At 62.0% G+C, this 20,937-nt stretch carries 16 protein-coding genes; 7 read left to right on the forward strand and 9 right to left on the reverse strand.

What is annotated here, in order from left to right; all coding sequences use genetic code 11:
* Positions 1 to 80: 80 nt before the first annotated feature.
* Entirely contained in the window at positions 81 to 1,850 is a 1,770-nt protein-coding gene (locus ACQKI2_RS07360) for an acyl-CoA dehydrogenase (protein ID WP_427379047.1), read from the reverse strand.
* 121 nt (positions 1,851 to 1,971) lie between these two features.
* Between ACQKI2_RS07360 and ACQKI2_RS07365 the strand changes: the two genes are divergently transcribed.
* From ACQKI2_RS07365 to ACQKI2_RS07375, 3 genes are read left to right on the forward strand one after another with little or no spacing between them, the layout of a single operon-like run.
* Positions 1,972 to 2,700 (forward strand): YceI family protein, encoded by a 729-nt coding sequence (locus tag ACQKI2_RS07365; protein WP_427379048.1) that lies wholly within the window; start codon positions 1,972 to 1,974, stop codon positions 2,698 to 2,700.
* Positions 2,701 to 2,706: 6 nt separating this feature from the next.
* Positions 2,707 to 3,912, forward strand: coding sequence for a cytochrome b/b6 domain-containing protein (locus tag ACQKI2_RS07370; RefSeq protein WP_427379049.1), 1,206 nt, complete (start codon positions 2,707 to 2,709; stop codon positions 3,910 to 3,912).
* Positions 3,913 to 3,961: 49 nt separating this feature from the next.
* Positions 3,962 to 4,903: an L-threonylcarbamoyladenylate synthase gene (locus tag ACQKI2_RS07375; RefSeq protein ID WP_427379050.1), complete on the forward strand. Its 942-nt coding sequence runs from the start codon at positions 3,962 to 3,964 to the stop codon at positions 4,901 to 4,903.
* Between the two features lie 12 nt (positions 4,904 to 4,915).
* Here ACQKI2_RS07375 and ACQKI2_RS07380 read toward each other — a convergent pair whose 3' ends face one another.
* From ACQKI2_RS07380 to ACQKI2_RS07400, 5 genes are all read right to left on the reverse strand, one after another.
* Positions 4,916 to 5,128 (reverse strand): DUF3126 family protein, encoded by a 213-nt coding sequence (locus ACQKI2_RS07380; protein WP_035596157.1) that lies wholly within the window; start codon positions 5,126 to 5,128, stop codon positions 4,916 to 4,918.
* 93 nt (positions 5,129 to 5,221) lie between these two features.
* Positions 5,222 to 6,031: a serine O-acetyltransferase gene (cysE, locus tag ACQKI2_RS07385; RefSeq protein ID WP_427379051.1), complete on the reverse strand. Its 810-nt coding sequence runs from the start codon at positions 6,029 to 6,031 to the stop codon at positions 5,222 to 5,224.
* A gap of 72 nt (positions 6,032 to 6,103) precedes the next feature.
* Complete coding sequence (locus tag ACQKI2_RS07390) at positions 6,104 to 9,232, reverse strand: efflux RND transporter permease subunit (RefSeq protein WP_427379052.1); 3,129 nt, start codon at positions 9,230 to 9,232, stop codon at positions 6,104 to 6,106.
* A gap of 18 nt (positions 9,233 to 9,250) precedes the next feature.
* Entirely contained in the window at positions 9,251 to 10,432 is a 1,182-nt protein-coding gene (locus tag ACQKI2_RS07395; protein WP_427379053.1) for an efflux RND transporter periplasmic adaptor subunit, read from the reverse strand.
* The gene (locus ACQKI2_RS07400; RefSeq protein ID WP_427379054.1) at positions 10,429 to 11,130 is read right to left on the reverse strand and encodes a TetR/AcrR family transcriptional regulator; all 702 of its coding nucleotides are present in this window, start codon (positions 11,128 to 11,130) and stop codon (positions 10,429 to 10,431) included. Before ACQKI2_RS07400 ends, ACQKI2_RS07395 begins: the two co-directional genes overlap by 4 nt.
* A 138-nt stretch (positions 11,131 to 11,268) precedes the next feature.
* On the opposite strand from ACQKI2_RS07400, the gene ACQKI2_RS07405 reads away from it, so the two are divergent.
* Positions 11,269 to 11,907, forward strand: coding sequence for a nitroreductase family protein (locus ACQKI2_RS07405; protein ID WP_427379055.1), 639 nt, complete (start codon positions 11,269 to 11,271; stop codon positions 11,905 to 11,907).
* A gap of 56 nt (positions 11,908 to 11,963) precedes the next feature.
* Here the strand turns inward: ACQKI2_RS07405 and queF are convergent, their stop codons facing one another.
* Both queF and ACQKI2_RS07415 read right to left on the reverse strand, forming a co-directional pair.
* On the reverse strand, positions 11,964 to 12,431 hold the full coding sequence (gene queF, locus ACQKI2_RS07410; protein WP_427379056.1) for a preQ(1) synthase: 468 nt from the start codon (positions 12,429 to 12,431) through the stop codon (positions 11,964 to 11,966).
* Positions 12,424 to 13,443 carry a calcium/sodium antiporter gene (locus tag ACQKI2_RS07415; protein WP_427379057.1) on the reverse strand — a complete coding sequence of 340 codons (1,020 nt, stop codon included), beginning with the start codon at positions 13,441 to 13,443 and terminating at the stop codon, positions 12,424 to 12,426. Before ACQKI2_RS07415 ends, queF begins: the two co-directional genes overlap by 8 nt.
* A 173-nt stretch (positions 13,444 to 13,616) precedes the next feature.
* On the opposite strand from ACQKI2_RS07415, the gene ACQKI2_RS07420 reads away from it, so the two are divergent.
* The 3 genes from ACQKI2_RS07420 to ACQKI2_RS07430 all read left to right on the forward strand — a co-directional run bounded on the left by ACQKI2_RS07420 (position 13,617) and on the right by ACQKI2_RS07430 (position 20,112).
* Entirely contained in the window at positions 13,617 to 15,437 is a 1,821-nt protein-coding gene (locus tag ACQKI2_RS07420; RefSeq protein WP_427379058.1) for an autotransporter assembly complex protein TamA, read from the forward strand.
* Complete coding sequence (locus ACQKI2_RS07425) at positions 15,437 to 19,549, forward strand: translocation/assembly module TamB domain-containing protein (RefSeq protein ID WP_427379059.1); 4,113 nt, start codon at positions 15,437 to 15,439, stop codon at positions 19,547 to 19,549. The genes ACQKI2_RS07420 and ACQKI2_RS07425 overlap by 1 nt, the downstream gene beginning before the upstream one ends.
* A 179-nt stretch (positions 19,550 to 19,728) precedes the next feature.
* Positions 19,729 to 20,112, forward strand: a complete 384-nt coding sequence (locus ACQKI2_RS07430) for a helix-turn-helix domain-containing protein (RefSeq protein ID WP_051612387.1) — start codon at positions 19,729 to 19,731, stop codon at positions 20,110 to 20,112.
* A 78-nt stretch (positions 20,113 to 20,190) separates the two neighbouring features.
* On the opposite strand, the gene ACQKI2_RS07435 is transcribed toward ACQKI2_RS07430, so the two are convergent.
* The gene (locus ACQKI2_RS07435) at positions 20,191 to 20,853 is read right to left on the reverse strand and encodes a CAP domain-containing protein (RefSeq protein ID WP_427379060.1); all 663 of its coding nucleotides are present in this window, start codon (positions 20,851 to 20,853) and stop codon (positions 20,191 to 20,193) included.
* Positions 20,854 to 20,937: the final 84 nt, after the last annotated feature.

Genomic DNA, 20,937 nt, shown 5'->3' on the forward strand with positions numbered 1-20,937 from the left:
CGGTTTGCTCCCAAAGGGTCAGCGCCCCTCTTACGGGGCTCCGCTCGAAGCATCAACAACAGCCCCGCAGGCAGGCACGCCTAGACCCCGAACAGCGCCTTGCTGCCTTCCAGGAACCGCGCGCCCCCTTCTGTGATCGCGGGAACGCGCCCCGGCGCAGAGGCCAGCGCGGTCTCAGCAAAGAACCCCGCCAGCGCCAACTGCCGTGCCCGCTGATCCATGTCCTGACCGGCCCGCGCTGCAATTGCGCCCAAGGCCAGGAAATGCCCGCCGATCACATCGCCCGCCAGCGCCAGATATTCGGTTGCGCCCGCCAGGCCTTTTTCCGGTTCATCCGCCAGCGTCTTCACCATCCAGTCGCTCGCCTCGGACAATGCAGCGGACGCCGCCTTCAGCCGGTCCGCAATCTGCACAAGTTGCGGATCATTCGTTGCGCGCGCCTCGCGCACGGTTTCCTCGACCTCGGCCAGCATCGCCTGCATTGATGCCCCCTTCGTGCCAGACAGTTTCCGGCCGACAAGATCGATCGCCTGAATGCCGTTGGTGCCCTCATAGATCGGCGCAATCCGGGCGTCGCGGTACAGCTGCGCCGCCAGCGTCTCGTTCATGAAGCCCATGCCGCCATGCACCTGCACGCCGAGGCTTGCCACCTCGACGCCGACATCCGTGCTCCAGGCCTTGGCGATAGGGGTCAGCAGGTCTTCGCGCATCTTCGCCGCCGCCCGCAAATCTGCATCCGGAGAACTATGCGCCAGATCAGCCGCGACCCCGCAGGCGTAACAGATCGCCCGCGCCGCAGCGACTTTCGCCCGCATTGTCGTCAGCGTACGGCGCACATCGGCATGGTGCAGGATCGGCGCCGCGCCGGTCACGCCAGCGGCGGCTCCCTGCTTGCGTTCCTGCGCATAGGCAAAGGCCGTCTGGAAGGCCGCCTCACCCACCGCCACGCCTTCCAGCCCGACGTTCAGGCGCGCCGAGTTCATCATCGTGAACATGCAGGCCAGCCCGCGATTGGCCTCGCCAATCAGCCAGCCTTTGGCCGCAGAATATTCCATCACGCAGGTCGGGCTGCCGTGAATGCCCATCTTCTTCTCGAGGCCTATGCAGCGCGCGCCATTGCGCTCGCCGGGATTGCCCTCCGCATCGAGAATGAATTTCGGCACGATGAACAGCGAGATGCCCTTCGACCCGGCGGGCGCATCGGGCAACCGCGCCAGCACGAGATGGATGATGTTCTCAGCCATGTCGTGGTCGCCCCAGGTGATGAAGATCTTCTGGCCGGTGATCGAATAGCTGCCATCTTCAAGGGGCTCGGCTTTGGTTTTGAGCGCGCCGACATCGCTGCCTGCCTGCGGCTCGGTCAGGTTCATCGTGCCCGTCCATTCGCCGGAGACGAGTTTGGGCAGATAAGCGGCGCGCTGCGCATCCGTGCCATGTGCCAGCAGGGCCTCAATCGCCCCGAAGCTGAGCATCGGGCAAAGGCCGAATGCCATATTTGCCCCGTGGAACATCTCCATCACGCCGAGCGCCAGCGCCTTGGGCAAGCCCTGGCCGCCCCACTCTTCAGGCGCCGCCAGCCCCATCCAACCGCCTTCCACGAAGGCCTTGTAAGCGTCGCCAAATCCCGGCGGCGCAACCACGCCGTCAGCGGTCAACACAGCGCCATGGGCGTCTCCCACCGGGTTCAGCGGTGCCAGCACATCGCGCGCCAGCTTGGCCGCTTCCTCCAGGATCGGGCGCACCAGATCGGGATCATACGCCTCATGACCGGGCAGGCCCTGCAGCCGCTCGATCCGCGCAAAAGCGGTCAAGGCAAACTCAATATCGCTGACCGGAGCATCGTAAGCCATGTCGATCCCTTCGTGTTTCTGAATAAATGATATGCGGCGCGGATGTTAAAGTTGAGGTTCACACTGTAGATGTGTGCATTAGTTAGTGTGTTCCCATACGGCAATTGGAGGGACTGATTCCATGCGACTTCTGCTCATCTCCGCCAGCGCGCTTATGCTGGCGGCCTGTTCTGAAACCACCCCGACGGCCCCGGCTGCCACCGAACCGGCAACTGCCCCTGCTGCTGAGACCGCTGCGCCCGCCGCCGCTGTCGAATACGGCGCCGCAGGCACTTATGCCATCGACCCGACGCACACTTCCGTCACCTGGCGCGTAAACCATTTCGGCCTGTCCAAATACACCGGCCGCTTCAAGACGGTGGACGCCACCCTGCAGTTCAATCCGGAAGACCCGGCTGCCAACAGCATCACTGTCACCATCGACCCTCTGTCGGTCGAAACGGACTATCCGGCAGACTATAAAGCCAGCCACGCTGACAGCCCTTACGCCAGCTGGAACGAAGACCTTGCCCGCAATGCCAACTGGCTGAACGGCGATGCGTTCCCGCAGATCACCTTCACCAGCACGTCGATCACGCAGGAAACGGCCAGCACCGGCAAGGTGACCGGCGACCTGACCTTCCTGGGAGTGACCAAGCCGGTCACCCTCGATGTGACCTATAACGGCAAGGCAAACTTCCCCTGGGCACCGGAAGCCGACAAGATCGGTTTCTCGGCCAAAGCGGTTCTGAAGCGGTCGGATTTCGGTAACGCCACCTATGCGCCGAACATCGGTGATGAAGTGGAAGTGCTGATCGAAACCGAGTTCCAGCAAGTGGTTGCACCTGCAGAACCGGCTCCGGCAGAGTAAGCCCAAATGACATCGTCCTCACCGGCTGCGCGCTATACGTCGGTTGCCATCGCCCTTCACTGGGCCATGGCGCTCCTCATCCTCTTCATGATCTGGCTTGGCTGGAACATGGATGACAACGAGGTCCGCTATCAGCTGCACAAGTCGGTGGGGATTACGCTTCTTTTTCTGACGGTCGCCAGGATTGCTTGGCGGCTGCTCAACCCGCCGCCGCCAGAGCCGGCAACGCTGAAATCATGGGAACAGAAGCTGTCGAGCGCCGTGCATGTGGCGTTCTATGCCCTCATGGTCATCATTCCGCTCGCCGGCTGGCTGCTCGTTTCCATCTCCCCCTTCCAGATTTCAACCGTTCTCTTCGGGGCGGTGGACTGGCCCCACCTGCCCTTCACTTCCGGCCTGCGCCAGGGCAACGAGCTGCTGCATGGCATCGTCGAGAATGTTCACTCCAAGGGCGCCTGGGTCATCATCGTGCTGCTGGGCCTGCATGTGGCCGGCGCCGTGAAACATGAGTTTGGCGGAGAAGAAGGCGTCCTCAAGCGGATGATCCCCGGCCTCTTCGGCAAGACCTCGCCGCCCTCCCCGCCAGCGCGCGGCGCCATGATCGCCTTTGGCAGCAGCCTTGTCCTCTTCGCGCTGATCGCGGCTGTTCCTCTCCTCGGGGCAAATGGCTCCGGCCTCCACACGGACCGGACTGGCGCCACTATCGAAGCAGCCGGCAACTGGTCGGTCGACTATGCCGCCTCCGAAATCGGCTTCTCCGGCGTCTATGATCGCAAGCCGTTTGGCGGAAAATTCCAGAACTGGTCCGCAGATGTCAGCTTCTATCCCGATGATCTTGCCGCTTCATCTGTGAATGTCGCGGTCGAGACCGGCAGCGTGACGACGGGCACAAAGCTCTATGATTCCACCCTGCGCGAAGGCGAATGGTTCAATACCGGCGCCTATCCGCAGGCAGTGGTCGCCCTCTCTGGTTTCGAGAAAACCGGCGAAGACACTTATACCGCCACCGCCACCATGACGCTCAAAGGCAAGGAAACCAGCGTGCCGCTGAATTTCCAGCTGGTCATCAATGGCGGCCAGGCAACACTGGATGGCCAGGCCGTCTTCTCCCGCAAGGCGCTTGACCTCGGCCAGGTGTCCGACGCCAGCGGCAGCTGGGTGTCCGATGAAATCACCGTCACGGTCAGCGGTCAGGCAACCCGCACTGACTGACAGCCAGCCGCTCATTGACCCCGCCGGCTGCAGTGCTAAGCGGGACGGCATGTCCGCGCCCATCGTCCCCGTTCTGCCTGAAACACTCGCTTTGGCGGTGGAAATCCTCAGCGATGGCGGGCTTGTCGCCATGCCGACGGAAACGGTTTACGGCCTTGCAGCTGATGCCTCGAACCCGGAAGCGGTCGTGCGGCTTTACGAGGCCAAGGGGCGCCCGCGCTTCAATCCGTTGATTGCGCATGTGTCCGGGCTGCCGATGGCGATGCGCGAGGCGGCCTTCTCGCCGCTTGCGGCAAGGCTCGCCCAGGAGTTCTGGCCCGGCCCGCTGACGCTCGTGTTGCCTGTCATTCCAGGTGGAACCGTCTGCGATCTGGCGCGCTCCGGATTGCAGACGGTGGGCCTGCGTTGCCCATCGCATATGGCAGCCAATGCCTTGATCAAAGAGTTTGACCGGCCCGTCGTCGCCCCATCCGCCAATCGCTCAGGCCATGTCAGTCCTACGCGGGCCGATCATGTCGCCGCTGATCTTGCTGATCGTATTGACCTCATCCTCGATGGCGGTCCCTGCGATGTCGGCATCGAGTCGACCATCATTGCCGTACAGGGGGACGCCGTGACGCTGCTGCGGTCCGGCGCTGTTCCGGCAGACAAGCTGGAAGCCTTTATCGGCAAGCCGCTGATCCGGGCGAGCGGGACGGGCATATCTGCCCCCGGCATGCTGAAATCGCATTATGCACCCAAAGCGCGCCTTCGCCTCAACGCAGACGCGCCGGAACCGGGCGAAGGCTATCTGGGCTTCGGGCCGGGCGCGCGCGAGGGCCTCAACCTTTCCCCCGAGGGAGACCTCGCCGAAGCGGCAACCAAGCTGTTCGCCATGCTGCGGGCTCTGGACATGAGGTTTGACCGCATCGCCGTAGCGCCCATTCCGGAAGAAGGACTCGGCGAAGCGATCAATGACAGGCTGGCGCGCGCGGCGCACCGGGATAGCTGATGCCAGGCGGCCTCAGCCGCCCATGATGTCCTCTTTGAGGACCGTCATCATGAACTGGTAGGATGTTTCACCCTCGTCTTCATCCTTGTAGACGACCGCGATGAATTCGGCACCGAGATAGACTTCCATCGAATCGGCTGCCTTGTCGCGCGCCACAAGGCGCAGGCCGGGGTGAAGCTTTTCCTTGAGATATGCCTCAAGACGCAATGTTTCTTCGCGCTCCATGGCGGCACTCCTTGTTTTGTCTGAACTTGCTGGCGCGCAACCTAGTCAGTTTCGCTTCCAGTGCAATGTATGGGCTGCAACGCCCTGTGAGGCTTAATCGGCGGAGGTCTCGGGAATCGCCTGATCCATGCTCTGCGCCGGTTGGCAGCAAGTAGGCCCGGACACGACCTTTGCGGGAACGCCCGCCACGGTGCAACGTGCCGGAACATCCTTCAGCACCACACTGCCGGCGGCGACTTTCGCTTCGTCCCCAATGGTGATGTTGCCCAGGATCTTGGCGCCGACAGACAAGAGAACACCGCGTCCGATTTTCGGGTGCCGGTCGCCCACTTCCTTGCCGGTGCCGCCCAGGGTCACCCCATGCAGCAGCGAGCAACCTTCGCCCACAATCGCCGTCTCACCGATGGTGATCCCCGATGCATGGTCGAGCATTACGGCGCGTCCGATGCGGGCCGCCGGGTGAATGTCCACGCCAAACAGCTCAGATGCGCGGCTCTGGAAGTGAAACGCCAGCGTTTCCCGGCCCTGCCGCCACAGTTCATGCGCGATCCGGTGGGTTTGCAACGCCAGGAAACCCTTGAAGAACAGGAAAGGCTGCAACATTCCCCGCGCGGCCGGGTCGCGCTCGATTACCGCCTGCATGTCGGCTTCCGCATACGTGATCAGCGACGGCGCGCTGTCATAAACCGCCGCCAGGATATGCCGGACCTGCTGCGGCCCCATGCCGGGCCCGGAGAGCTTTTCGGCGAGATGGAAGGAAAGAGCTTGTCCCAGCGTGTCGTGCGAGAGGATGGCTGCATTGAGGTAACTCGCCAGCGTCGGCTCCTCTGCCGCCGCTGCCTGGGCCTCAAATCTCAGCCTTTTCCAGGCCGGGGGCGGCGCGCCGATATCGGGATTTTCCATTCTGGCTGCCTCTCTTCGAACGTGTTGGGGGTTGAAATGGCATCGCAAAAGCGATGTTTCAATTCCTTTTGCCTATTCGGCCGGGTGCTGACGCGGCGGCGGGCGATAGCCCAGCATCCGCCGGACAGGCTTCATCGTCATGATGCGGAATACGGCCGGAGTGAAATAGAGCCCGATCAGCGCCGATCCGCCAACCCCGCCCGCAATTCCCGCCGCCAGCGGCAGCCAGAAGGTATCGCCCGTCATCAGGATGGGCACGAAACCCGCCATCGTGGTCAGCGTCGTGGCAATGATATGCCGCGTGGCATCCACCACCACTTCCCGCTGCGCAATCACATCATCCGCCAGCGCATCCTCATTCGCCTGCAACAGTGACAGCACAACGATTGAGCTGTTGATCGCAATCCCGAAAAGCCCAAGGCTGCCGACGATGGCGTTGAAGCCGAACGGCAGATTGAACAGCCACACCCCGAAAAACGCATAGAAGACCGAGAGAACCCCTGCCGTCACGATCAGCAGCATCATCCGGAACGAGTTGAACACCAGCGTGATCGCCCCCGCCATCACCAGCATCAACGGAATACCCACGCTCGCCAGATTGCCTATCGCCTCGCCGGAATTCTCCGCCTCACCCCCGATCAGCATGTCATATTCCGGCGGCAGCACAAATCCGCTCGCCTCAAGCCGTTCCTGGAATACCGCCATCGTTGGCGCCGGCAGCGTATACGGCTCAAGATAGGCCAGCACCTGGTTGATCCGCAGCCCGTCCCTTCGCGAAATCGTGCCGGTTTTCGGCGTCAGTTCCATCGCGCCCAGCGCAGAAATCGGCGTTCCCGTCATGCCCGGCATCGCGCCGATGGTCTTGGACTGAAGATCAGACAGGGACTGCCGCCGGCTGTCCGAACCAATGATGCGGACAGGCAGCTCCTCGGTGCCCTCGAGAATGGATCCCGCCCGGATGCCCTCAAGCTCCGTATTCAGACTGGTTGCCAGATCTGCCAGGCGCGAGCCCGCCATTGCCGCGGACGCTTCGTCGGCATTCAGCCGCAACGTCGGCGCGCCAAGCTGCAGAGATCCCACCGTATACGTCACCCCCGGCGTCTCGCTCAAAAGTGTGCGCAGCTCGTTGCCCAGCCGGTTCAGTGTCTCGATATCCGGGCCGCGCAGGATCAGCTCAATCGGTGCATCGGCCGGCGGCCCCTGCTCGAACGGCAGCGTCAGGAAGCGCGCAGACGGGAACTCCTGCCGCACCTGCTGCTGGATATCACTGATGATCTCATGCGTGCGCGCGGCGCTGTCGAGTTGCACCCAGCCGGAGGCAAATCCCTCCACCCCTTGGGTATTATTGATGGCGTTATAGTAAACCCGCGGCGAAGGCTCCCCCAGAACCCATGTCACCGATTTGACGCCCTCACGGGCCAGGATGAATTCCGTCGCCCGGCGGGTAATCGCTTCGGCATCGGCAATGTCGGCCTCATAGGGCAGGTTCAGGACCACTTGAAACTGATCCCGCTCCGTAGGCGGAAAGAATTGTTGCGGCAGGGTGCTCGTCAGCACCAGCCCCAGCACCGCCGGCGCCACGCCAATGAATATCCCCAATGGCGGAACACGCAGCGCTGCCTCAATCGTGGCGCGGTATCCATCGGACAGGAAATTGAAGCTCACCCCGTCGCGCCACCAGCGTCTCGGCCGGCGGGCCTCGCCCCGCTCCCAGCCCCGCGTCCTGTCAAACCAGCCCGCCATCGCGGGAACAATCGTTACCGACACGAAGAAAGACGCCGTGATCGCATAGATCACCGACAGCCCCACCATACCGATGAACTCGCCCGCTGCGCCCGGCAACATGGCAATCGGGGCAAAGGCCAGAACCGTCGTCAGCGTAGACGCCGCCAGCGGCGCAAAAAGCTGTTTCAGGCTCCGCTGCACCGCCTCAAGCCGACTACACCCCTTGGCCCGCCATTGATCGATGTCATCCGCCATCACGATGGCATTATCGATCAGCAGACCGAGCGAAATCACCAGACCCGTGACCCACATCTGATGCAGAGGATGCCCGAACACATTGAACAGGATCAGCACCAGCCCAACCGTGAGCGGCATCGCAAAGCCGACCACAATCGCCGATCGCCATCCCATCAGGAAGAACAGCACGGCAAAGACGATCAGCGCCGACATCAGCAGGTTCTGTGCCAGCCCGCTCAGCCGGTCATGGGTATAGACACTCTGATCGAACACGATTTCCGCCGAGAGGCCCGGCGGCATGTTCACTGAAAAATCCGACACGACCCTGCGCGCACTTTCAGACCAAATATCGACGCGCTGTTCCGGCGAAATATACGCCGCCACAAGAACAGACCGGTGCCCGTTTTCATAAGCCGCGCGCGTGGAAGGCTGTTGCAGACCTTTCTCGATGCGCGCCACATCGGCGAGCCGCAGGGAACTGCCATCCTGCCGCTGCAGCACGGGCACCTCACCGATCCGGGAGATGTTGGTGAACTCACCCTGCACCTCAACGCCAATCGTGCCGCCTTCGGTTCGCAGGCGCCCGGCAGGGTTCTTGGAATCCGCCGCCAGCACCGCGCCCGCCGCCTGGCTGAAAGACAGGCCAGCGGCCGATAGCGCCTGCGCGTCCATCACAACGCGCACTTCCTCAACCGGCATTCCGTAGGTCTGCGTCAGTTCGGTGGCGTTCAGCCTCTGGAACCGGTCCTGAAGATCCAGCGCCAGGCGCCGCATGATCGGCAAGGGCGCCTCGTCCTCCCCGGTCCATGTCAGCGACACGATCATGGTCGCCGCCCCAACATACATCCGCGTCACTTCTGGCTCGGATGCTCCGGATGGGAATGACCTGCGCGCCTGTTCGGCCTTCTGCCGGATTAGCGACCAGGCATTGTCGACCTCTGTTTCGGTAAGGTCTTCCTGGATATCCAGAACAAGCTGCACCACCCCGTTGCGGGATATGGTGTCCACCTGTTTGACCTCAGGCAGCTCCATCAGCGCCGCCTCAAGCGGCTGTGCCACCAGGGCTTCCATTCGCTCTGCGTCGGCGCCCGGCAGGAACACGACAATCGTGCCGAAGCGCTCAACCAGTGTCGGATCTTCCTGCCGCGCCAGCGTGAACAGCGCGCCAAGGCCGCCCAGCAGGATGACCAGAATGGTCAGGATCGTCAGCCGCGTATTGCGGAAGAAAAGCGTACTCACCCCAACCCCTCCGCTTCGTCAGCCGCCATTCGCCGTTTCGGCGCGCTGCACCTCACGCGGCAATACCCGTGCCCCCGGCGTCACGCGCTGAAGCCCGTCTACGATTATCCGGTCCCCGGCCTCCACCGGACCGCGCACAAAAGCGCGCTCCCCGGCAGGATACACCATCTCGACCAGCCTTGGCTGAGCGCGCCAGTCGTCGCCCTCCCCCACGACGGCATAGACCGTCCACATGCCCCGATTGGCGCTCGAAAGCGCCTTCAGCGGCACCCAAAACCCCCGCTCCCCCAGCTTGCGCTGCATCTTCAGGCGCACCAGCGATCCTGCGGGAACTCCGCTGCTGGCGGGCACATCAAACACAGCCGCAACCGTGCGCTGAGAGGCATCCACAACGCCCGTGACACTTCTCAGCGGGGCTTCCACCGGGCCGATTTCCGCTTCCAGGGCATAGGTTTTGCCAGGCACCAGTTCGGGAACGATCCGCGCTGAAACACCGATGCGTGCCTCCAGGTCGCCTGCTTCCACAAGCTCCAGAATGGCTTGCCCTGCCCCGGCTATGGCGCCTTCGTCAGCAAAGCGGGAGACGATCATGCCGTCATATGGCGCTGTGATGCTTGCCAAATCTATTTGCACACGGAGCGTCTCTGCCTGCGCCCTGGCAGCATCCACACGCGCCATCGCCGTGGTGGCCTGCGCCACGAACTCTTCCACGCGCTGGGCCGACACATGCCCCTGCGCCTGCAACTGGCGCTGCCGCTCGGCAGTATCGAGGGCCAGTTGGTGGGCGGCGCGCGCTTCCTCAACCACCGCGCGGGCTGAAGCCAGCTGCGCGCTCAGGCCGCGCGTATCGAGACGGGCAATCGTCTGCCCCGCCTTCACCGTATCGCCCACGCGCACGTCGATGCGCTCGATACGGCCGCCGGCCTGAAATCCCAGCCGGCTGGTGCGCCGCGCCTCGGCTATGCCGGTGAACAGTTCCTCAATGTCCAGTTCGGTGAGATATTCCACCGGCAACACGCTGACGGCCAGCGGCTGAGGCTCAACTGTCGCAATCTTCGGGCCTTCCTTGCTGCGCAGCAGGGACGCCGCCGCCAAGAGGCCTGCCGTGAGCGCAGCCATCAGCACAATGAACATCAAGGCCTTCAGCAGCGTCGGGCGGCGGCCGCTGGGAGGCATCTCGTAAGGGGTTTCGGTGGTCATTCGGCGTGCCCGGAACAAACTGGCGATACTGGAGAAGCACACAGGCTGCGGAACAGCAGCCCGGCATGAAACTGGACAAACCGGGCAGTATCGATCCCGCGATCCGGCGGCGGCAGAAGGCCGGGAAAGCCTGGCAGGTGGATCAGCAGCAGCGCCACACCATGCATGGATGCCCAGAGAGACTTGGCCGCGATGTGGGGGTCAAAGGAGGTATCGAAGACGCCGATCTCCTGCCCTTCGCGCACCAGACCAACAACGATCATGAATGCCTGACCCTTGTGGCTCTTCTCGAAATCCTCCCAACAGTCCGTGCCGCTCACGCTGGCGGCAGGGTCAGCGGCCGACGCAAAGGCAGCGGCATAATGGTGGGGGCGTGCAATCGCGGTCTCGACATATTTGGCAAAGCATTGCCGGACGCGGGCCTCAAAAGGCAGGCTCGTGAGGGCGGCCCGGTCTACAGTGGACATCAGCCGCTCGAAGAAGGACTCCTTCAACTCGTCGAGCAGTTCTTCCTTGGAGCCGAAATACTTGTAGATCGCCGCCGGCGAGTAATCGATTTCCTCGGCCAGCCTGCGGATGGAGAGACCCGATTCCCCCTCCTTGGAGAAAACGCGCTCGGCCGCGTCCAGAATCGCTGCGCGCACCCGCTGGCGGCGGCGCTCTGCAGGGCTTTCTTCCGGGAGGGTATCGGAATCCAAAGAGGTCGCCTCGATAATTGTTCATTTAGTGAACAGTGTTCACATTAACTTGATACGCCGCCTTCAATTGCATGACAAGCAATTCATTGGCCTGAATCAGTCTTTGCGAACGCCTCGCAGAAGGCTAAGGCCATCTGCGTGACCAAGCTTTTTCCCTCCCCCCCGCCGACAGGCGTGCCGCTTCTCGCCGCAAGGCCCGCGAACGCCGTGCGCAGCTTCCTTGCCCTGCGCAAATCCGCCAACAAGCTCTTCCTCAGCGAGCCGGGCCCCAGCGCCAGCGAGTTGGAGGAACTGCTGACCATCGCCGTGCGCGTGCCCGATCACCGCAAGATGGCCCCTTGGCGCTTCATCACTTTCCAGGGTGAAGCGCGGGCGCAGTTCGGAAAGGAACTGGCTCATATTGCCGGCCGCAAGCCCGGGGTTGAAGAACGCGACATTCTGGAAGCTGCCGGCCTTCCTCTTCGCGCCCCCACGGTGGTGGCTGTCGTGTCCTCACCGGTTGACGATGGCAAAACGCCCGTCTGGGAACAGGAACTCTCGGCAGGCGCCCTCTGCTATAACCTGCTGCTGGCGGCCAATGCCTGCGGCTGGGGCGGCGTCTGGCTGTCGGAATGGATCATGTTCAGCCCGGAGGTCGATGCCCTTCTCGGCCTGAAGGAAACCGAGCGCCTTGCCGGTTTCATCTATATCGGCACCGCCACCGCTCACCCGCAGGAACGTATCCGTCCGGACCTGCCGGGACTGGTCACAGCCTGGCCCGCAAAGCCCGCCGGCTGACCGAAAATGTCCGGATTTGTCCGGAAGTGTCCGGATTTGTCCGCGATTTGAGCGGCTCAGCCGCGCCCTCGATAGGACGCGACCCCGGTTTCAGGCACATAAAGCCCTTTGGGAACGTCACCGGACTGCCAGAACACATCGATCGGTATCCCGCCTCTGGGATACCAGTATCCAGAGATCCGCAGCCACTTTGCTTCGGTGAAATCGAAGATCCTTTTCCCAATGGAAACAGTGCATTCCTCATGGAACGCCCCATGGTTCCGGAAGCTCGTCAGATATAGTTTCAGGCTTTTGGATTCGACCAGCCATGGCCCCGGCGCATAGTCGATCACCAGATGCGCAAAGTCCGGCTGCCCGGTCACCGGACAGAGCGACGTAAATTCCGGCGCTACAAACCGGGTAAGGTAAAGTGTATCAGAATGAGGGTTTTCCACCCGTTCCAGCTGCGCCTCTTCAGGGCTTTGGGGTTGCGCAGTGTGTTGGCCAAGTTGGCCGAGTTTCTGATAGATGGGGTTGTCAGCCATTGGGAAGGATCGCCGGTACAGGAATAAGGTCAAAGGTCAGGCCCATATAGAGGACATACCCCAGGAGCAACACTGCCCCCTCCCAGCGCGCCAGCTTCCGGCCGGTCAGCGCAAACAGGAACAGGAGTGCTACAGACAGGACGAGCGCGCCGACATCGATGGAACTCATGATACTGACAGGCTCCCTCCCCGCCATCGCGGCAGCCCCGGTATCCCCGCGGACACTGAACGGTTGAACCAACGCTGTTACACCCAAAATACCCAATATATTGAATATGTTGGACCCAATTACGTTCCCCAGCGCCACATCCGCCTTCTTCCGGAACGCGGCCACCACAGAGGTTGCCAGCTCCGGCAGGCTGGTGCCGATCGCCACGATGGTCAGGCCGATCACTGTCTCGCTGATGCCGATCGACCGGGCGAGGGTCACCGAGCCCTCCACCAGCAGGTTGGCACCTGCCACCACGCCGATGAGGCCCGCCACCGCAATGATGATCCCCAGCATCAGGCCGTACTGGGCATCTACTACCTCACCCTCTTCCCGGTGCATCACCGCCGTTTCGTCCTGACGTCTCTGATCCATCACGAGGGAAAAGACGAGATAGCTGATGAGAATGGCCAGCAGAATGAAACCCGAAACCCGGTTGAACTGGTCAAACCACAGCAGGCCACACAGAATCGCCGTCGCCGCCACCATCACCAGCCCGTCGCGCATGATGGCCTTGGGGTGCACGATGATGGGCGACAGGATCACCGCAATCGCCAGCACCAGCAACACGTTGGCGATGTTTGAACCGACCACATTGCCGACCGAGATGCCAACCGCCCCCTGCCCCACAGCCTGCAGGCTGGTGACGAGCTCAGGCACCGATGTGCCGAATCCCACCAATGTCAGACCGATAACGAGTTCAGAAATGTTGAGTTTGCGCGCGACGCTGACCGAGCCGCGCACCAGCGCCTCCCCGCCTACGAACAGCAGAACAAGCCCCGCCGCGATCATCAGATACATCATTTAACATTAATCCCACTGAAATCCGGACCTTATACTGTCCCCTGCATCAGAGTTACATGGGCACGGAAAACTCGCCTGTGGAGGGCTGTTATCCGTGCTTCACAGTTCCTTCAGGATAATTGGGCCAGTTCTTGCAGGGAAATAGGTCGGCAGAAAGCTGAATATTGGTAACTATGGTACGCGGTATTCCCAACTCTGGATTTAGTCGGCTCCGGCCGATTGCTGGCGCCTGCCTGCTGGGCGCGGTTACCGCCTGTGCCTCCTTTAACGGCACGCAGAACGGAAACGGCGCCTCAAACGGCTCGGTCGCCCAGGGCCATTTCCATCTGGTCGGTGTGCCCCCGGCGCTCGCCTCTCGCGCAAATGCCCTCCTCAATACCGGCCAGCCCGCACCACGTAGCGTTCTGGAAAAGCGAAACCGCGCGCAGACCCTCGCGCGGTCCATAGAAGACCTCCTGGCGTCTGAGGGCTATCTGGCGGCCGAAGTACGCCCGGAAGACTTCACCACAATGGATGCAAGCGCCGCCCTCAATGTTGACCCCGGGCCTCGTTTCACCATCCTCTCTGTGAGCCTGAATGGCGCTGACGCAATCGATCGGGACACACGCAGGATCATTGACGGCCACCTTGCCAAGCTCCCCTCCGGCAGCATCGTAAGAGCTCAGGAAGTGGAGCGCGTTGAGGCCGAACTCGTCACATCCCTCCAGATGGGGGGCTACGCTTTCGCCACAAGCCCGGGGATCGACGCGCTCGCCTCGCGCGAGGAGGAAAATGTCGAGATCACCTATACGGTTGATCCCGGCCCGCTGGTACGCCTCGGCGAACTGGAAAGTGATGAAACCAATCCCCGCTCCCAGAAAGCCATTCAGGTTTTGAAGACCTGGCGGGAGGGCGCAACCTATAGTCCGCGCACGATCGACCGGCTGCGCAGCCGCCTACGTTCCAGCGGCCTCTATGAAGGCATTGGCGTTGTCGTTTCCAGCGAGCCGGATGCAGAGGGGTACCATACGGTCTCCCTTACCCTGACTGAAGCGAAACCTCGTTCTGTCAGCTTCGGTGTCAGCGCCTCCACGACTGAAGGCGTCGGCGCGGACGCGCGCTGGGAAAAGCGCAACATCACCGGACGCGCAGACAAGGTCACCGTAAGCGCCGAAGCCGCTACGCTCGCCAGAAGCCTTACCGCCGCCTATGAGCGGCCAAACATTGGCCGTTTCGGCCGCACACTTACGACAGAGACCGGCGTTCGCCAGGAAGAGACACAAGCTTACGATCTGGACGGCGCCAAGATCGCCGCAACGCTTTCTCAGCCCTTCACGCGCCAGCTGACGCTCTCTATCGGCGCCGCCATTGACGCCACGCGCATAACCGATCAGCGCACGCGGATTTATCTTGGCGAACGCGAACAGGTTACCTTCTCCATTCCGGTAACAGCTGCGTATACGGATGTTGGCGATCCACTGGATCCGCAGGAAGGCATCCGCGGATTTGCATCTGTAGAGTCCGGTGTGTCTGTGGGAAACAGCACGCCAGGCTATACCCGCATGCAGATTTCCGGTGCAACCTACCGGAGGATCGCCAGTGATCTCGTCGCTGCCGTTCGCGCCGAATATGGCGCCTTTGCAGGCTCCAACGCCGTGCCAACCGACAGGCTGTTCTTTGCCGGGGGCGGCGGCACGGTGCGCGGCTACGAATACCAGTCCCTCTCACCCACCGACGAGTTCGGCGAGTATTTTGGCGGGCGCAGCCTCTTTTCGGCATCTGCGGAACTGCGCTGGCGGCGATCTGACCGGTTCGGCTATGCGGCTTTCGTGGATGTCGGCGCGGCGGGCGATGATCCGGGCACGGTCTTCAGCGACGCAAAGGCGGCCGTCGGTCTCGGCATCCGGTACTATCCGGGGTTCGGCCCGATCCGGTTTGATGTCGCCGCGCCCCTGAGCAAGCGCGATGGTGACGCGCCGCTGCAGATATATGTCTCTATCGGGCAAGCATTCTGATGAAGGTGCCCGTACTTCCCCTCCAGGACTGGCGGCGGCGCCACCCCTGGCTCACCGGCGCAATTATTGCGGCGGCAGGCAGCGTTGCCGTAGCCGGGGCCGTGAGGGTGTGGGTTGCGACCGACAGCGGGCGGAACTTCATCGTTTCGCAGATCGATGGTATGGACGTGGCCGGATATGGCCGGCTGCATATCGAGGGACTGCGGGGAGACCCTCTGTCAGACCTTCGTGTCGGCAAGATACAGATCATCAATGAGGGCGGCGTCTGGGCTGAAGCTCAGAATTTGCGTCTTCGCTGGTCGCCCCTGTCGCTGCTTTCGCGAACAGTAGATATCTCCGAACTCGATATCGACAACATCTCCATATTCGCGCGGCCCGAGAGGGAACCCCGCCCGCCTTCTGAAGGCGGCGGGAATTGGCGCGTCAATCTCAACTCGCTCGTTCTTGACAGGCTGGTGCTGGCAGACGGCGTTGCCGGCCCCCAATCGGCCTCGGAGATCAGCGCGCGTTTCGTGCAGCAGTCCAGCGGCGCATTGGATGCCGCCCTGCGCCTGCGCCCGCTGGAGGGGCGCGGCGACCGCGTAGACCTGCTGATCGTCATGACCGCGTCGAAACGGTTTGACATTACGGTGATTGCTGACGCGCCAGCCGACGGCATGTTTGCTCACATGCTCGAACTGGAGCCGGGCTCGGCGGCACGCCTTGAGGCCAACGGCGCGGGTGACCTGATGAATGGTGTCGCCGAGGCGCGCTTCTCCATCGACCGTGAAGACAAGGCTTACCTCTCGGGCAAAATGGAGAATGGCCGCCTCAGCGCCTCGGCCAAGATCGACTCTACATCTCTTCCGTTACCGGATGATATTATCTCGCTTCTGGGAAATTCGGCGGAAGCCTCCCTCTCTGCCCGCCTGGACGGAAATGAAGCTCACTTTGAACTGGATGGCCTGATCGCAGAAGGCGAGGTACACCTCGCCGGCCTCGCGGATCTCGACAGGCGCGAACTGATCGGCCCCGCCCACCTCAGCGCGGATCTCGCCTCACTGCGCCCGTTCTGGGAAAGAGGCGCAGGTATCTGGCTGAATGGTGAACTCACCTATGCGGACGGTGATGCTGGCTATGTGGGGGACCTCCGCCTTGTTGCGGAAGAAGATACAGCGCTTCCTTTTGAGGCCGCCACGGGGCGCGTCACTATAGGTTTCACCGATGGCGCCATTCCGTTTACAGGCAATCTGGAACTGCAGGGCCCCTTCCCGATTGGCGATCTTGCCAGCGCCGCCATCGGCCCGACGCCCTCCGTCACGCTGAACGGACGCTTCGATCTTTCCTCCAGGGCGTTGACCCTTCAGGACAGCGAGGTCCGTCATCAGACAGGCTCCCTCAACCTGGCGGGCACCGTGGACGTCAAGGAAGGCCGCCTCGCTCTGGCAGGCCGTCTGGATCAGGCCATTGATCCCTTCGTCCCCAGCCTTACCGGATCAGCAGATGGCATCCTCAGTATTGAAGGGCCGTTTTCATCCATAGATGTCTCGACAAACCTTGCCCTCCGAAATCTTGCCGGGCCGGAGGCTGCCAGCGCGCTGGTCAACGGAAACGGTAACGCGGCGGCCTCCCTGCGCATAGCTGGCGGAGACGTCACGGCCCGGATGATCCGTGCCCGTCTTCCCGGCCTCAGCGCGGATATGTCGGGCACATTGTCAGGCGCAAACGGCCTCGCTCTCGACTTCACTGCGCAGCAGACCGCCGACCTGACAACCAGCGGCACAACAGTAAATCTCGGGGCTATCGGGGGAAAGATTTCCCGGCCGGGCGACACCCTTCTCATCGCTGCAGAAAGCGTCGATGGCTACACCCTGAACGGCGCTCAAAGGATCGATCGCCTCTCGGTTACAACATCGCTTGAACAATTAGGCTCGAATATTGAGGGTCCTGTCAGGCTCGCTGGCCGCTATGGCGCTGAAAACATTGCGCTCTCCGCAATCCTGCAGCGCCGCGAACGCTCCACACGGATTGACGACATTGCAGGCTTCCTGGGCAAGCTGCAGGTTGGCGGACATGCCGAATTCTCTGATGCCGGCGAACTGGACGCAGCCGCGCGCATTTCGGGAAGTGATTTCGTGTTCAGCGGGGTCGAGTTCGGGCGGATTGCACTGGACGCTTCGGTGCGTCAATCCTCCGGAGAGCCGCTCTCCATCGTCATGAGCGCGGATGCGCGCAACACTATCGTTTCCGAAGATGTGCATTTCGAGCGCGTCACCGCTGACATCACGACCACCGAGCGCGGGTATCAGTTCTCGGCGAAACTTGAAGATCCCGCCCGCAACCGGCAGACAGACATGCGGGTATCCGGGACCGCATCTGTTTCGGGAGACGCTCCCGAAGGCACGCTTTCGCTGGGCGGCATGATCTTTGGGCAGACAGTTTCAACCCGGCGGGATGCCCGCTGGCGGCTGGGAGAGACGCCCGAGGTAGATGCCGACATTGGCATTTTTGGCGGGGCCGCCCAGATTTCCCTGGGTATGGTTGGCGCATCGCCGGAACTCAAATTTGCCCTCGACAATGTTGATATCAGCCCGGTCCTGTCTTCGTTCGGCGCGCTCGTTTCCTCCGCGCGGATCGATGGCGCAGGCTCGTTCAGACCTTATGGCCGGTCGCCTTCCGGAAGTTTTGACATTCGCAGCAACAGCCCGGTGACCGGGTTGGACGGCGCCATAGACCTCGATATCAGCGGCAGGCTGGATGCGCGGCTGCTGTCGATTGACGGCAGCGCCAAGTATGGCCCCACCCTGGGCGGGGATTTCGCTTTTGCGCTCCCGGTCATCGCCGAGGAAGGGCAGATGGCCCGCCTCAACAATCAAGGTCCCCTGCTGGGCAATGCAAAGTTCAATGGCGACCTTGAAGCCATCCGCCAAATCGCCCTGGCCTATGGTCATGACATCGGCGGCAAGCTCAATTCATCCCTCCGCCTGGCAGGCACGCTCGAAACTCCGCAGATTGATGCGCGTGTCGATGTTTCCGATGGCATCTATGAATATGGCGCCATGGGTTTCCGGATCGCCCGGTTCGATCTGAATGCCGCCCTGGAGAATGGGGCGATTGCCGTCGATGCCACCGGGCAAGGACCTGACGGCGGCACTCTGAAAGCCACAGGCCGGCTCGACGAGGCCGGCGAGGGCAAGGTCGACATCGAGCTCAAGCGGCTGCTCGTCTATGACCGCAATTCGGACAGTATGCGCCTTTCCGGGACGGCGGCGCTCACCGAATCGGCAACAGACCGCGTTGTTTCCGGCAGCCTCAACGTAGACGAGGCCCGGTATTCGCTCGACAATCTGCCCACCGCCAGCGTCCGGCGCCTGGATGTGCGCTGGCGGGAAGATCTTTCGGACGAGCCGGTTGATCCGGTTCTTGAAAAGCCGATCAAGTTCAATTTCCGCATCCAGTCGGATCGCAGGATTTTCATTGATGGCCGCGGGCTCGATTCCGAATGGGGTGTGAATGTCAACGTCACCGGCTCGCCCGCTGCGCCGCTTCTTAATGGGCGCGCTACCCTGGTTCGCGGAGAACTGGAGCTTGCGCGCCGCCCGTTTGTTTTTGATTCGGGCACCGTGACCTTTGACGGACCGGTTGATTCGGCCAGGGTGGCGATCAGCGCGGCCCGTGTGGTCGATGGTTTCTCGGCGCAGATCGATGTCACGGGCTCTCCGACCAGCCCGCGAATCGAACTCACAAGCACTCCGGACCTTCCTGCAGACGAAATCCTCGCAAGAATGCTGTTTGGCCGCTCGGTCATGGACCTGTCCGCACTGGAAGCAGCGGAACTGGCCAGTTCAATTGCCCGCCTCAGCGGCCAGGGCGGCGGCCTCGACCCATTGGGCCAGATACAGGCTGGCCTCGGGCTCGACCGGCTGCGTCTGGGCATGAGCGATGAAGGCACCACAGAACTGGGGGTGGGGCAGTATCTGGCACCAGATGTCTATCTGGAGGTGACAACTGCTGGTGCTGCAGGGAATTCTGTAGAAGTTGAATGGCAACCCCGCCCTCAGATCTCGGTTACGTCCGAAGCCCGTTCTACTGGTGAATCAAGGGTTTCCGTCCGCTGGAAGCGAGATTACTAGTATTTAAGGCGTTTATCTGGAATTGGGATTGCATGATGAATTCCCACATCCGACATGGACGTTAAGCTCACGCCCTCCGGCGTTTCAAATATTTGGCAAGCGTTTCAGAAATTTATGCACCGGAAAACTTGCTAGAACGCCTGTCACTTAGGAGACAGATTAAAACCTAAAGGTGGAAAATGATGCAAGAAGAAATTCGGGCCGCTGGTTCCCGCTCTCCCACAAAGGTTGACCAGCAGGTTGGCGAAAAAATCAGGGAACTCCGCATTGCTCAGAACTTCACCCTGTCCGAACTCGGTCAGGAACTGGGCATTAGCCATCAGCAACTTCAGAAGTACGAAACCGGCACTAACCGCCTCAGCGCAGGGATGCTTTCCAGCGTAGCCCGCGCGCTCCGCGTGCCGATTGCCGAACTGTTCCAGACCTCCGATGCCGCATCGCAGGAATCGAGAGACCCGGTGAGCGAATCGCGCGCCCGCTGTCACGCCCTGATCGACCGCACGAGTTCTGTCGCCAAACTCGAGACGATGGCGAAGGTTCTTCGCGCGCTCTCAGCCGATTGATTCGGGCTTCCTTGAAGGCAAAAAAGCCGGAGCGTCCCTGCTCCGGCTTTTTTCTTGGCCGCTGTACCGGTTACCCGCTTAGTTCACGCGCACATACGGTCCGCGCAGCGTGTAGACGTCCGGCCCCATGGATACATCGAGATTGAGGTATCCTTCGGCCCCTGTGCCGCGCGGATCGCGAATACGCTCACCCGTGCCCCGAAGCAGTGTCGTCCCCGCGCCGTCGCTGAGCGACCAGCTCACGGGGGTCATACCGCGCGCAGCAAGATCCACGCGGAGGGTCTCGGCGCCGCTTGAATTGACAGGCAGGGGCCGCTGCAACTGGCCCTCAACACGCGCCAGCAACTGCACAACATACAGCCGCCCGCCCTGCTCAACCGCGCCGATCCCGACATGATCGAAACCCGAACGCAGCAGGTTCTCCCTGTTGGACGGATCAGACATCAGCGCGGCAAGCACCGTTTCCGCGCTGGTGCCAGCGTCCACAATGGCAATTGCCGTCCCGAACGCGCTGTACAGGGTCTGCCGGTCAGTCTGGCGGACATGATCAAGCAGTGTTCGCCCTTCAGGTGAGACATCCGCCGCGTAGTGCCGGCGCGCCATGTCCCTTGCATGTTCCTGGGCAACAAGGGTGAGTTTTTGATGCTCCGCGAGGCCCGCCAGACCAGCATCCTGCCGGACGCCCTCAATGGCTTGGAGGAGATCTTTACTGACATTCGAACGGTCTGCCGCAGCAGTCATGCCATTCGATTCTCCGGGTGAGAAACGCGCCAGCGAACCGGCTTCCGAAAGGGCCACCCCTGGCGCCGCAATCGCCAGAGCGAG

Origin of the sequence: Hyphomonas sp. NPDC076881 (assembly GCF_050269995.1) — a bacterium.
Taxonomy (GTDB): Bacteria; Pseudomonadota; Alphaproteobacteria; order Caulobacterales; family Hyphomonadaceae; genus Hyphomonas.